The sequence below is a fragment of the Burkholderia sp. GbtcB21 genome (assembly GCF_019091065.1).
GTDB classification, from domain to species: Bacteria; Pseudomonadota; Gammaproteobacteria; order Burkholderiales; family Burkholderiaceae; genus Burkholderia; species Burkholderia pyrrocinia_C.
This window is the reverse complement of record NZ_JAGXKA010000013.1, coordinates 50,700-63,853: the sequence shown is the minus strand read 5'-3', so window position 1 is coordinate 63,853 and position 13,154 is coordinate 50,700. Positions and strand designations below refer to the sequence as shown.

The following is a 13,154-nucleotide window of genomic DNA, read 5'->3' as shown; positions in this document are numbered from 1 at the left end:
GCAAACGCCGCCCCGCATGGTCACTGCTGCTTACAACCGGCCTGCAGCCCAATCGAATCGATGCGACACTCGCAGCCAGGCGAAGCGACCACGACGCAATCGTCGCTCGGATGTGCGCGCCAGCGCCCCGACATCGCGTCGCGCCCGGCACATGCATCACCGGCCCGCCCGCTTCGTCGGACCGTATAAGGAGAACAGTCGATGTACTCGTGGTTTGAACGGCGCCTGCCGACTTTCCCGCTCGAAGATCCCGTCACGCCGCCGAAGGGATTCTTCTCGTTCGTCTGGGCGTGCACGAAAGGCGCACGCAGCTGGATTTTGCTGATCGCGCTGACGTCGGCCGCGCTGGCCGCGTACGAAGCCGCGCTGTTCGCGATGATGGGGCGCGTGGTCGACTGGCTGTCGTCGGCGGCGACGCCGGCGGAATTCGGCGGCCGTCACTTCGGCACGCTTGCCGGTTTCGCGGCGATCCTCGTCGGCAGCGCGCTGCTGATCGCGCTGCATACGATGGTCAAGCACCAGGTGCTTGCGATCAACTTCCCGATGCGGCTGCGCTGGCTGTTCCACCGGCTGATGCTCGACCAGAGCCTGTCGTTCTATGCGAACGAATTCGCCGGCCGCGTGACGACCAAGATCATGCAGACTGCGCTCGCCGTGCGCGATGCGCTGTTCATGTCGGTCGACGTCGTGATCGGCGTTGCCGCGTACCTGATCGGCATCCTCGCGCTCGCGGCGAGCTTCGACTGGCGGCTGATGATTCCGCTCGCACTGTGGGCGCTCGGCTACGGCTTGGCGTGCGCGTTTTTCGTGCCGCGCCTCGGCGCCGTCGGCAGCCGGCAGGCCGACGCGCGCGCGCTGATGACGGGCCGCATCACCGACGCGTATTCGAACATCACGACCGTGAAGCTGTTCTCGCATACGCGGCGGGAAGCCGACCACGCACGCCGTGCGATGGAGGCGTTCAAGGCGACCGGTGACGCGCAGATGCGGCTCGTCAGCGCGTTCGAGATCGTCAACCACCTGCTGTCGACGCTGCTGCTGGTCGGCTCGACCGGCCTCGCGTTGTATCTGTGGATGCATGGCGAAGCGAGCGCGGGCGTCGTCGCGGCCGTGATCGCGATGGCGCTACGCCTGTCGAGCTATTCGCACTGGATCATGTGGGAGATGACCGAGCTGTTCGAGAACGTCGGCACGATCCAGGACGGCATCAACACGCTGACGAAGGTGCGCAGCGTGGTCGACGCGCCCGATGCGAAGCCGCTCGTGGTGCTGCGTGGCGGGATCGTGTTCGACAACGTGCAGTTCGCGCACGAGGACAACGACCGCGCGGTGTTCGACGGGCTGAACCTGACGATCCGGCCGGGCGAGCGGATCGGCCTGATCGGCCGCTCGGGCGCCGGCAAGTCGACGCTCGTGAACCTGCTGCTGCGTTTCTACGACGTGGGCGGCGGCACGATCCGGATCGACGGGCAGGACATCGCGCACGTGACGCAGGACAGCCTGCGCAGCGCGATCGGGATGGTCACGCAGGATACGTCGCTGCTGCACCGGACGATGCGCGAGAACCTGCTGTACGGTCGCCCCGATGCAACCGAGCGCGAAATGCAGGACGCGGCCGTGCGCGCGGAAGCGTCCGAGTTCATCGACCGGCTGCGCGACCGCCACGGGCGCAGCGGCTACGACGTCGAGGTCGGCGAGCGCGGCGTGAAGCTGTCGGGCGGCCAGCGGCAGCGCGTCGCGATCGCGCGCGTGATGCTCAAGGACGCACCGATCCTGGTGCTCGACGAAGCGACCAGCGCGCTCGATTCCGAAGTCGAAGTCGCGATCCAGCGCAGCCTCGATACCCTGATGAGCGGCAAGACGGTGATCGCGATCGCGCACCGGCTGTCGACGATCGCGGCGATGGACCGGCTGATCGTGCTCGACGAAGGGCGCATCGTCGAGGAAGGCACGCACCAGCAACTGCTGCAGGCGGGCGGCATCTATGCGGCGCTGTGGGCGCACCAGAGCGGCGGGTTTCTCGGGGAGACGGCGGAGGCGGAGGGGGCGGAGCAGTAGGCGCCGTGTCGAAACTCCAGGCGTCGTGCCCAACGGCGCGGACGCCTGAAACGGCGTGCCCCTGCGGCTCGGGTGCCAACACAACGATACGGCGATACACCGAGCGGCGCGCCGACCGATCGCGACGCCGTCGCGCCGCCTCATAACGATTCGAAAATTTGTTGGTTCCCTTGACGATGCGCTGTCCGTATCGTTCACCGACTCGTCAGACACATCGACCAACGGGGGAATCCAACCATGAAACGAATCCGCTCATTCGCACTGCTCGCGCTGCCGGCCGCGCTCTGCGCCGCCGGCGCGCATGCGCAAAGCAGCGTCACGCTGTACGGCATCGCCGACGCGGGCATCGCCTACGTGCACAACGCGCAGAACGCGAGCGGCGGCAACGCGTCGAGCCTCGTCAAGTTCAGCAGCGGCAACCTGTCGGGCAGCCGCTGGGGGCTGCGCGGCATCGAGGATCTCGGCAGCGGGCTGTCCGCGCTGTTCCAGCTCGAGAACGGCTTCAACATCGGCACCGGCGCGCTCGGCCAGGGCCAGCGCGAATTCGGCCGCAAGGCCGTCGTCGGCCTCGCGAGCAGCACATACGGCACCGTGACGCTCGGCCGCCAGTACGATCCGGTCGTCGATCTCGTGCAGGGCCTCACGCAGGACAACTACTTCGGCGGCGTATTCTCGACGCCGGGCGACCTCGACAACTACGACAACAGCCTGCGCGTCAGCAACTCGGTGAAATACACGAGCCCGCTGATCTCGGGCTTCCAGTTCGCGGCGCTGTACGGCTTCGGCGGCGTTGCGGGCGCCACCGGTAACGGCCGCACGTACAGCTTCGGCGCGAGCTATGCGAACGGCCCGCTGTCGCTCGGCGCAGGCTATTTCTATGCGAACGGCGGCTCGACGGTCGCCAATGGCGTGCGCACGTGGTCGAGCAGCTCGGACACGCTGTTCAATACCGTGATCAACCAAGGCTTCTCGAGCGCGAAGTCGATCCAGATCGTGCGCGTGGCCGGCCAGTACGTGGCCGGGCCGGCGACCTTCGGCCTCGCGTATTCGAACACGCAGTACGGCGCGGACACGCTGTCGGCGTTCAGCCAGAACGCGAAGTTCAACAACGGCTCGGCGTTCTTCAACTGGCAGTTCTCGCCGGCGCTGCGCGCGGGCGTCGGCTACAACTACACGTCGCTGACGGGCCCGGCTTCCGCGCACTACAACCAGGTGAACCTCGGCGCGGATTACGCGCTGTCGAAACGCACCGACCTGTACGCGCTGTTCGGCTATCAGAAGGCAAGCGGCAACACGCTCAACGCGAGCGGCGCGACTGTGAAAGCCGCCGCGTCGGTCGGCTCGTACGGCGTGAACTCCGGCACCGATACGCAGGAACTCGCAATCGTCGGGATTCGCCACAAGTTCTGATCGCGACGTCGCATCGCGACAGCCAGGCAGGCGCGCACGCATGGTGCGCGCCTGCGCCGTTTTTTACACTGTCCGCGTTCCCGTAAAAACGTTCAGCTTAACTTATCGTCAGAACCGGGCAACGCGGTTGCCTTGCGTCGAAATGCTGGCCTAATGGCGTCGCATTCCGCCAGCCCCGCTCATGCCACCGAACCGATGCATGCCGCCGAACCCATGCCCGCCGCCACCGAGGAACGGGCCGCGGTGAAAGCCTGCACCCATCGGCACGCCGAAGTGGCGATGATCCATCCGATTGAAGTGATCGAAGTGGTGGAAATGGTGGAAACGATCGACGAAGACAAAGCTCACGCCCGCGCCGATGAAAAGCGGCGGCCCCCAATACCACGGGTCGGCATACGGATAGGCCGCCGCCGGGTACCACAGCACGCTGCCGTCGGCACTTTGCACGATCTGCCATGTGCCATCGCTTTGCAGACACGCACGCCCCACGATTTGCTGCTCCGTACCGTCGATGTCCGCTTGCGCGACGACCGCGCGGCAGTTTGTGCCGTAGTCCGGTAATTCGTCATCCATTTGCGCAAGGACGGGCGCGGAAAGGCCAAGACAGACGATGCCTATCCCGAATCGAAACATGTTGCCCACGATCGGCTCCTGCATTGTTGCCCCCGACCATTTGACCGCCGGCGTCACGGGCGGCGCCCGGCACGCTGGATTGCTTGCGCAAGATTCATCGCGCGGCGGTAACGGGCCACCGCTTCTATCGGGTCTCCTGACGGCTAAACGAAGCAGCACGCCCGGTTATTCCAGGGGTCGGGATGCGAATGACGGAAGCGGGCGCCGTCGGCAATCGTTGCCGCGGCCAGCGTCAAACCGGGCGTTTGACGACGTGATAGGTGGCCGCTGCCGTGACCCCGAATACCAGATGGGCCACCAGCGTGATCGCGCCGCGAACCGGGATGAACCACGGGAAGATCGCCGTGAAGGCGTGCAGGTTGACGCCATACAGGATGAGCCCGAACGCGCCGCCTGCGAGAAGCGCGGACCCGAGCGACATGTTCCGGACCACCTTCGCCAGCACGGCCGCATAGGCAAGCGACAGAGCGGCGTGCACGAGTGTCGCGACACCCATGACCATCGGATCGAAGCCGGCGGACGTGTCGAGCACGCCGCGCCCCATCACGATTGCTGCCGTCAGGCGCGCGTCGCGAAACAGGTTCCGCATGGCGTCATCGCCGGCGATCGACCAGAGCAGCAGCTCGATGACGGTCGACCCGACAGCCGCACCAAACGCTGCGCAGAGAATCGGCACTGGACTGGTTTGTTTCAATTGGCGTCCCCATCGCGACCGGCCGATGCATCGAAGCGGCGTGCGCCCCGTCCGCTCCGATTCCGGTCGGGCAGCGTGTGCCCGCGATACCGAACCGGGCGGCCACGCAAAAATCAGGATGCCCCTTCGCAGTCCGTCCAGTACGCAAACGGATCGCGATGTTTGGGATAGTGTTCGTCAAGCCATTTCAGCAATGTCGCGCGGGCATTGTCCATGTCGGCTTTCAACGACGAGGTCGTCAATTCGTGCACTTCGATGGACTTTTCCCGATCGATCACGAAGCAGTTCCAGTCGGGGCCGTCGAGATCCGGATCGTCGGACGCCTTCGACGACTTTCCCCAGCCGAACCCCTTGCGTGCGTCGATGTAGTACCGCGGGTTCACTTTCAGATACGACATCTCGCCGCCCTGCAGGCTGCTCTCCGCGCGCAGCACATCGTGTCCGTCGACGATCTGCGTGACTTCCGGAAGCCGGCGCGATCGCCATCCGGCAGGCAGCTTCGCGATGGCCTGAACGCTGTCGTACGTTCCCCACTCGAGGCCCCACGCTTCGGCCATGCGCTTCATGAACGCGTCCGCACCCGGATAGCCGCGCAACTGGATTCTGGTCGACAGCGTCACTTCAACGCGGCCGTCGGCGTCGACGGACACATCGTCTCCCGCCGCTTCGAACGGATTGCCCGGGCGTGACGCACTCTTCGCGTCCGCGGGCGCAATGCCCGAGAACAACTGATCGAGCGCCGCACGCGCTTTCGACGACTTGTCTGGTCTGTTCATCGTGTACCTCCGGTGCATCCGAACGGCTGCAAAATTTCTCGATTTGCGTTCATCTCTCCAACCTCTTCGTTTTCCGCGGTCGCATGTCGACGATCCCGCGGCCCATCTTCATGTATACAGGCACAGGCCCCGAGCGCGCCGCCGAAGCAGGCCCCCACGCCTCCACCACCTAACCCTGCTGCGCCAACGCCGCCCGCATCCGCTCCATCAACGCGAGCACCTCCGGCCGATTCTCCCCCTTCGCATGCACGAAGTGGTACGTGAGCAGCGAATCGACCTCGTGGCGGCTCACCCGGACGAGCTCGCTGCGCTTCAGATACGCGTCCGCGAGCGGCGTCCGCGCCAGCGCCACGCCGAGCCCGGCTTCGGCTGCCGCCAGCACCAGGTTGTAATCCTCGAAGCGGCGATCCTGCGCACGCGGCTTGAACGGAATGCCGAGCGAGTCGAACCAGGTGCGCCATCCGGTCACGTCGGAATCGTGCAGCAGCGGCATCTCGAGCAGCGCGGCGTCGCCGTGCCGGCGGCGCGCCTTCGCCAGTTGCGCGGCGAGCCGCGGATGCGCGACCGGATAAAGCCGCTCCGGCATGAACGCGCGGGTTTCGAGCTGACGCCAGTTGCCGCGCCCATACCGGATCGACAGATCCGCTTCGCCGCCGGCGATATCCACGTTGCGAAGCTCGATGCCGAGTTCGATGCGCAGCGCGGGAGCCTCGCTCTCGAGCGCATGCTGCCGCTCGAACAGCCAGAGCTGCGCAAATGCCGGCACCACGCTCATCCGGACCAGTCGCGGCGTACGCGGCGAGCGCCACTGGTCGGCCGCGCTGTCGATGATCGCGAACGCCTGTTCGATCCGGCCGACGAAGCGCTGCCCGTCCGGCGTCAGGCGCACACCGCGTGCATGACGTTCGAACAGCGCCATGCCCAGCCAGTTTTCCACGGCGGCCACCCGCCGGCTGATCGCGCCGTGCGTCACGCCGGAAACGTCGGCGGCCGCCAGGAACGAACCCTGACGCGCCACCGTGCACACGGTCTCCAGGCTGGCAAGCGGCGGCCGCGGGCCAGGCGCCGGCGCTGCAACCGGCAGCGCATCCGCAACCTGACGCGCACGCGCCGGACTGTCGGCTCGCCGCCGCACCGAGCTGTGAGCCATGGTCATATCCGGATGTTGATCTGTGCGCTAGCTTAACATCTCGCAACATCGCACCATTGCCGCATGAATACCCTTTCCTCACCGTCGTCGCGCGGCGCGCGACAACCGCTGGTCGCGGCAGGCGCGGTCGCTTTCACGATCGTGTCGTGGGCCTCCGCATTCCCGTTCATCCGAATCGGCCTGCACGGCCTGGCGCCACTGCAACTCGCGGCGGCGCGCTTTGCCACCGCCGCGTTGCTCGTGATCGCGTGGCTTGCGTGGCGGCGGCCTCCGAGGCCCGCGAAACGCGATGCGTTGCGTTTCCTGGCCTGCGGTTTCCTCGGCATCGCGCTCTATAACGCACTGCTCAATACCGGCGAGCAAACCGTGTCGGCCGGCGCGGCGAGTTTCATCGTGAACACGCTGCCGATCTTCACGGCGCTGCTTGCCGCCGTGTTTCTCGGCGAACGATTCCATCTCCGGGGGTGGCTCGGTTCGCTGGTCAGTCTTGCCGGTATTGGCGTGATTGCGCATGGTCAACCGGGCGGGCTTGTCCTCGGCTCGGGGAGCACGCTGATTCTCGGCGCAGCGCTGTGTTCGGCCAGCTACTTCGTGTTGCAACGGCGGCTGATTCCCGTGTACGGCGCGCTGCCCTGTGCCGCGTACACGCTGCTGGCCGGCGCGCTGCTGCTCACGCCCTGGTTGCCCGGCGCGCTCGCCTCGCTCGGCGGTGCGTCGCACGACACGACGCTGGCGGTATTGATCCTCGGCGTATTTCCCGCGGCACTCGGTTACGCGACCTGGACCTTCGCACTCGGCTACTTCGGTGCGGCGCGCGCCGCCAACTTTCTCTATCTTACGCCAGCGGTGGCGACAGCCCTGTCGATGATGCTGACGGGCGAGCGGCCGGGCATCGAAACGCTATGCGGCGGCCTGCTGGCGATTGCAGGCGTGGTCTTCGTCGCATTGCGCGGACGTTCGTAGGATCGCGGTTGCATCGGATGGCATTACCTGCCCGACAGTCTGGAAGCGGCCGGTCCAGGCAAGCCCCGGCATGTGCAAAGCCGATTGCATTGTACGGGCTGTCGACTTGCGCCAATTCGTTGATGCCGCCGGACTTGACCGTTAGTTGCATGTGAGAGATATCGCGCTCGATGAAGCATTTCCAAGAACCCGGCTGCGCGCTTGCGAGTGCCCAAACTGTGCAGACAAATCGACCGAACAGTTCCCGACTGACCGCCCATCAGTGTCCATGGCTTCGCCCCTGCAACCGGCCGAATAATGGATGCGGCCGTAAGGCCATCGACAGCGAATCGCAGCCTGGCCCGCCACGGCGCACGATTTCCGGCATCCGGAATCCGCGAAATCCGGGCGCCGAACCGTGCCGTGCCCGCCCCGTCACACGGTTCGCTGCAGCGCGCAAAATCGGCTTCGGATATATTCATACGAATTGCATGGCGCCGGGCGATAGCCCGCCCGCTCGCCCGGGCGGCCCGTCACACGGCCGGGCGCGATGCAACTGAAGCCCATGATGGGTATGGAGACTCGTCCGATCACCCCGGCCCGCAGCCGGCCGGTCGAGACGTCCAAGAAAGACATTCAATTCGGAGATGGCAGATGGAACGAAGCATTGTCGGCATGCGCTGCAAACCCCTGATCACCGTTGCACTGGCCGCCGCTGCGTTCGCGGCAGCGTCGACCGCGATGGCCGACCAGGTCGTGAAGATCGGCAGCGTCGAACCGACGACGGGCGGCATTTCGCACCTCGGCAAGGACAACGAGAACGGCGCGCGCCTCGCGGTCGAGGAAATCAATGCGAAGGGGCTGACGATCGGCGGCAAGAAGATCACGCTGCAGCTCGACGCGCAGGATGACGCGGCCGACCCGCGGCAGGCGACGCAGGTCGCACAGAAGCTCGTCGACGACAAGGTCGTCGCCGTCATCGGCCACCTGAACTCGGGCACGTCGATCCCGGCCTCGAAGATCTACAGCGATGCGGGCATCGTGCAGATCTCGCCGTCGGCCACCAACCCGACCTACACGCAGCAAGGCTTCAAGACCACGTACCGCGTGGTGGCGACCGACGCGCAGCAGGGCCCGGCGCTCGCGAGCTACGCCCAGTCGAAGGGCGTGAAGAGCGTGGCGGTGATCGACGATTCGACCGCTTACGGCCAGGGCCTCGCGAACGAGTTCGAGAAGAAGGCGAAGGCACTCGGCCTGAAGGTGCTGTCGCACGATGCGACCAACGACAAGGCGGTCGACTTCCGCGCGATTCTCACGAAGATCAAGGGCGAGAACCCCGACGCGATCATGTACGGCGGCATGGACGCCACCGGCGGCCCGCTCGCGAAGCAGGCGAAGCAGCTCGGCCTGCGCGCGAAGATCCTGTCCGGCGACGGCGTGTGCACCGACTCGCTGGCCGAGCTGGCCGGCCCGGCAGCCGACAACGTGCTGTGCTCGCAAGCCGGCGCGGCGCTCGAGAAGATGCCGGGCGGTGCTGCGTTCGTCGCCAAGTACGAGAAGCGCTTCAACCAGGGCATCAAGTTCGATGCGCCGTTCGCGTACGACGCGGTCTACATCGCCGTCGACGCGATGAAGCGCGCGAACTCGACGGACCCGGCGAAGATCCTCGCGGCGATGCCGGCGACGAAATACGACGGCGTGATCGGCACGACGACGTTCGACGCGAAGGGCGACCTGACGCACGGGATCATCTCGATCTACGGCTACAAGACCGGCAAGAAGACCTTCCTCGACCAGGTCAAGATGTAACCCGCGTTGGCGCCGGCACGACGGGAACGCCACCCGTCGGCGCCGGCGCCGTGCGGGCCGATTTCTGAATCACGGAGACGAAGCAACATGTGTGCAATGGCGTATACCGAATTTCAGCAGGAGTTGAGAAAAGCGCAGCTGACGTCGCGCGAGTTCGCGCGTCTGATCCGGATGAACGAAAGCTCGATCACGAACTATTCGAGCAAGGGCACGGTGCCCTCCCACCTCGCGGTCATCGCGAAGCTGATCGGCGCGCTGGCCGCGCACGAGATCGACTTCCGGCGCGTGATCCGGCAAATGCGGATCGAACCGAAACGGCCGCGCGGCGTCGGCGCGTTTCCCGCGGCCGACAAGCCGCGTGCGCGGAAAACCGCGAAAGCCGATTCCTGACTGACCCTTTCGCATGCGTCGATGGCGGCACTGAGATTGCCGCGCGATGCGCGATGCCGTCACACGGGCAGCGCAGCGCGCGCCGCCCGATCGTCACCCCGGCGCACGAACGTGATCGAGCAGCGCCTGCAACGGATGACGCAACCGCGTCGACGACATGCGTTTCACCTGGCTGCGGCACGAATACCCGGTCGCCAGCGCTTCGCCTTGGTCCTCCGGCGCATCGACGTGCGCGGCCCACGACTGCGAATAGATCGTCTTCGACGTCTGCAGGTTGCGCGCCTCGTGCCCATACGTGCCGGACATCCCGCAGCACCCGGTCGCCTGAACCTGCAAACGCAGCCCGCGCCGCGCGAATACCTGCGCCCATTGCTTGCCGCTGTCGGGCGCATTGGTCTTCTCGGTACAGTGCGGCAGCAGCCGGTATGCACCGGACACGCCGCCCGCGCCGGCTTCCGGCAGCGCGTGCAGCAGCCATTCCTGCGGCAGCGCGACCTTCGGCACATCGGTGAGCCCCGTCACCTTCAGGTATTCCTGCCGATACGTGAGCGTCATCGCCGGATCGAGGCCGACCAGCGCGACGCCCGACTGCGCGAGCGCCGCAAGCTGCGCGGCATTGCGGATCGCCGCCTTCTCGAACGCCCGCAGAAAGCCCTGCACATGCAGCGCCTTGCCGTTCGGCGCGAGCGGCGCGAGCCACACCTGAAAACCCACGCGCGCCGCCAGCTCGATCAGCGTCGCCAGTTGCTCGGTATCGAAATAACGCGTGAACGTGTCCTGCACGATGACGACGCTGCGCGCGCGCTGCGCGTCGCTCAGCGCCGCGAGCGCGTGCGGGTCGGCCGGCTTCACGCGCCATTGCCGAATCACGGCCGCGAGATCGAAGCGGCTCAGCAGCGGGCTGTCGACCATGCCGACCTGCCGCTCCAGCAGCGTGCGCACCCACCCCGCACGCATCAGCCCGTTGTACAGCGCGGGCACCCGCGCCATCCACGGCATCGTGAATTCGAGCGAGCCGATCAGGTAGTCGCGCAGCGGCCGCTGATAACGACGGTGATACAGCTCGAGAAAGCGCGAACGGAATTCGGGCACGTTGACCTTGACCGGGCACTGTCCCGCACACGACTTGCAGGCGAGGCACCCGGCCATCGCGTCGTACACCTCGTGCGAGAAGTCGGCCGCGCCGCTGCGCGCGGCGCGGCTGTTGCGCCAGCGGGCGGCAACGCCGCTCAGGAACGGCTGCCGCGCGCGCGCCGCCGCGACGACGTCGACACCGGCCTGCCCTTGCAGGCGCAACCATTCGCGCATCAGCGACGCGCGCCCCTTCGGCGAATGCACGCGTTCGCGCGTCGCCTTCCACGACGGGCACATCGCGTCGTCCGGATCGAAGTTGTAGCACGCGCCGTTGCCGTTGCAGTGCATCGCGGTGCCGTAGCTCTGCCATACGCGCTCGTCGATCTGCCGGTCGTGGTCGCCGCGCGTCGGCACTTCGTCGATCTTCAGCAGCCGCATCGTGTTCTCCGGCGGCGTCGCGATCTTGCCCGGGTTGAACTGGTTGTGCGGATCGAACGCGGCCTTCAGTTGCTGCAGCGACGGGTACAGCTCGCCGAAAAACGCCGGCGCATATTCGGAGCGCACGCCCTTGCCGTGCTCGCCCCACAGCAGGCCACCGTGACGCTGCGTGAGCTCGGCCACCGCATCCGACACGGGCCGCACCAGCGCGGCCTGCCGCGGATCCTTCATATCGAGCGCCGGACGCACGTGCAGCACGCCCGCGTCGACATGGCCGAACATCCCGTACTGCAGCCCGTGGCCGTCGAGCAGCGCGCGGAATTCGGAGATATACGCGGCGAGGTTTTCGGGCGGCACTGCGGTGTCCTCGACGAACGGCTGCGGACGCGCCTCGCCCTGCACGTTGCCGAGCAGGCCGACCGCGCGCTTGCGCATCGCATATACGCGCTTAACCGCATCGTCGCCTGCCGCGAGCGTATGGCCGAGGCGCTCCACGCTCGTATCGGTGCGCAGGTGGTCGACGAACGCGCGCACGCGCGCATCGACGTCGTCCGCGTCGTCGCCGCTGAATTCGATCAGGTTGATGCCGAGCGTCGGCCGCTGGTCGTCCTGAGGAAAATATTCGGCCACGCTGCTCCACACGAAGTCCTTCATCGCGAGCATCAGCACCTTCGAGTCGACCGTCTCGATCGACAGCGGCTGGTGCTCGATCAGCGCGCGCGCATCGCGCAACGCGTCCATGAAGCCCGCGTAGCGCACGTTGACCAGCACCGCATACTTCGGGATCGGCAACACGTTGAGCTTCGCCTCGACGACGAAGCCGAGCGAGCCTTCGGCGCCGCACAGCACGCTGTTCAGGTTGAAGCGGCCATCGGGTTCGCGCAGGTGCGCGAGGTCATAGCCGGTCAGGCAGCGATTGAGCTTTGGAAACTTCGCTTCGATCAGCGCCGCCTTGTCGTCGCTGATGCGCCGCGCGGTGCGGTAGACCTTGCCGACGCGGTCCTGCCGCGCACAGCGGCGCTCCAGCTCGTCGTCAGCGAGTGCGGCGCTGTGCAATTGCTCGCCGCCCATCAGCACGAAGTCCAGCTCGAGCACGTGGTCGCGCGTCTTGCCGTACGTGCAGCTGCCCTGCCCGCTCGCGTCGGTGTTGATCATCCCGCCGACGGTCGCGCGGTTCGACGTCGACAGCTCCGGCGCGAAAAACAGCCCGTGCGGCTTCAGCGCCGCATTGAGCTGATCCTTGACGACGCCCGCCTGCACGCGCACCCAGCGCTGCTCGACGTCGATTTCGAGGATCCGGTTCATGTTGCGCGACAGGTCGACGACCACGCCGTCGGTCAGCGACTGCCCGTTGGTGCCCGTGCCGCCGCCGCGCGCGGCCACCGCGACGTCGCGGTGCGCGGGTTCCGCGAGCAGCCGGGCCACCAGCCGGACGTCGTCCGCATGCGCTGGACAGATCACCGCTTGCGGCAGGCGCTGGTAGATCGAGTTGTCGGTGGCCTGGACCGTCCGGTTCGCATGGTCCGCGCGGATTTCCCCGGCGAACCCGGCGGCCTGCAGCGCGGCGAGAAAGTCACGGTACGCGTTCGCGGGCGGGCTGGCGGGACGGGGCAACGGGGCGATCGACATGGGGTAAAGGCGCAAGGTGGGTGAACCGGTGTGCTCGCGTGCTTCGAAACATGAGTTTTGAGCAAGTTTCCATGCAACCGGGAATTCCAGTATCTTTGTAAATTCCGCGAGAAACAAACGAATTCTCGCCCGGCGAATATTGCATAAAACT

At 66.4% G+C, this 13,154-nt stretch carries 10 protein-coding genes; 5 read left to right on the top strand and 5 right to left on the bottom strand.

Annotated features, from left to right (window positions below):
* The first annotated feature begins 201 nt into the window (after nucleotides 1-201).
* The gene (locus tag KVT39_RS25740; RefSeq protein ID WP_217590485.1) at nucleotides 202-2,058 is read left to right on the top strand and encodes an ABC transporter ATP-binding protein; all 1,857 of its coding nucleotides are present in this window, start codon (nucleotides 202-204) and stop codon (nucleotides 2,056-2,058) included.
* 237 nt (nucleotides 2,059-2,295) lie between these two features.
* On the top strand, nucleotides 2,296-3,468 hold the full coding sequence (locus KVT39_RS25735; protein WP_105391974.1) for a porin: 1,173 nt from the start codon (nucleotides 2,296-2,298) through the stop codon (nucleotides 3,466-3,468).
* A 150-nt stretch (nucleotides 3,469-3,618) separates the two neighbouring features.
* Here KVT39_RS25735 and KVT39_RS25730 read toward each other — a convergent pair whose 3' ends face one another.
* The 4 genes from KVT39_RS25730 to KVT39_RS25715 all read right to left on the bottom strand — a co-directional run bounded on the left by KVT39_RS25730 (nucleotide 3,619) and on the right by KVT39_RS25715 (nucleotide 6,727).
* A complete protein-coding gene (locus tag KVT39_RS25730) occupies nucleotides 3,619-4,110 on the bottom strand; it encodes a hypothetical protein (protein ID WP_217590484.1) in 492 nt (163 codons plus the stop codon).
* A gap of 223 nt (nucleotides 4,111-4,333) precedes the next feature.
* Nucleotides 4,334-4,795, bottom strand: a complete 462-nt coding sequence (locus KVT39_RS25725) for a sodium:proline symporter (RefSeq protein WP_217590483.1) — start codon at nucleotides 4,793-4,795, stop codon at nucleotides 4,334-4,336.
* A gap of 113 nt (nucleotides 4,796-4,908) precedes the next feature.
* On the bottom strand, nucleotides 4,909-5,571 hold the full coding sequence (locus KVT39_RS25720) for a hypothetical protein (protein ID WP_034182528.1): 663 nt from the start codon (nucleotides 5,569-5,571) through the stop codon (nucleotides 4,909-4,911).
* A 169-nt stretch (nucleotides 5,572-5,740) separates the two neighbouring features.
* A complete protein-coding gene (locus KVT39_RS25715; protein WP_105391972.1) occupies nucleotides 5,741-6,727 on the bottom strand; it encodes a LysR substrate-binding domain-containing protein in 987 nt (328 codons plus the stop codon).
* Between the two features lie 57 nt (nucleotides 6,728-6,784).
* Between KVT39_RS25715 and KVT39_RS25710 the strand changes: the two genes are divergently transcribed.
* From KVT39_RS25710 to KVT39_RS25700, 3 genes are all read left to right on the top strand, one after another.
* Nucleotides 6,785-7,684, top strand: a complete 900-nt coding sequence (locus KVT39_RS25710) for a DMT family transporter (RefSeq protein WP_105391971.1) — start codon at nucleotides 6,785-6,787, stop codon at nucleotides 7,682-7,684.
* Nucleotides 7,685-8,317: 633 nt separating this feature from the next.
* Nucleotides 8,318-9,472, top strand: coding sequence for a branched-chain amino acid ABC transporter substrate-binding protein (locus KVT39_RS25705; RefSeq protein ID WP_034182531.1), 1,155 nt, complete (start codon nucleotides 8,318-8,320; stop codon nucleotides 9,470-9,472).
* A gap of 87 nt (nucleotides 9,473-9,559) precedes the next feature.
* Entirely contained in the window at nucleotides 9,560-9,862 is a 303-nt protein-coding gene (locus KVT39_RS25700) for a hypothetical protein (protein ID WP_034182532.1), read from the top strand.
* Nucleotides 9,863-9,955: 93 nt separating this feature from the next.
* Here KVT39_RS25700 and KVT39_RS25695 read toward each other — a convergent pair whose 3' ends face one another.
* Entirely contained in the window at nucleotides 9,956-13,003 is a 3,048-nt protein-coding gene (locus KVT39_RS25695) for an FAD-binding and (Fe-S)-binding domain-containing protein (RefSeq protein ID WP_217590482.1), read from the bottom strand.
* Between the last annotated feature and the right edge of the window lie 151 nt (nucleotides 13,004-13,154).

What these genes read in the sequence shown, in the direction of transcription:
- KVT39_RS25695 (WP_217590482.1), bottom strand. Translation starts at nt 13,003, where the DNA reads ATGTCGATCGCCCCGTTGCCCCGTCCCGCCAGCCCGCCCGCGAACGCG.
- KVT39_RS25705 (WP_034182531.1), top strand. Translation starts at nt 8,318, where the DNA reads ATGGAACGAAGCATTGTCGGCATGCGCTGCAAACCCCTGATCACCGTT.
- KVT39_RS25710 (WP_105391971.1), top strand. Translation starts at nt 6,785, where the DNA reads ATGAATACCCTTTCCTCACCGTCGTCGCGCGGCGCGCGACAACCGCTG.
- KVT39_RS25740 (WP_217590485.1), top strand. Translation starts at nt 202, where the DNA reads ATGTACTCGTGGTTTGAACGGCGCCTGCCGACTTTCCCGCTCGAAGAT.
- KVT39_RS25735 (WP_105391974.1), top strand. Translation starts at nt 2,296, where the DNA reads ATGAAACGAATCCGCTCATTCGCACTGCTCGCGCTGCCGGCCGCGCTC.
- KVT39_RS25715 (WP_105391972.1), bottom strand. Translation starts at nt 6,727, where the DNA reads ATGACCATGGCTCACAGCTCGGTGCGGCGGCGAGCCGACAGTCCGGCG.
- KVT39_RS25720 (WP_034182528.1), bottom strand. Translation starts at nt 5,571, where the DNA reads ATGAACAGACCAGACAAGTCGTCGAAAGCGCGTGCGGCGCTCGATCAG.
- KVT39_RS25700 (WP_034182532.1), top strand. Translation starts at nt 9,560, where the DNA reads ATGTGTGCAATGGCGTATACCGAATTTCAGCAGGAGTTGAGAAAAGCG.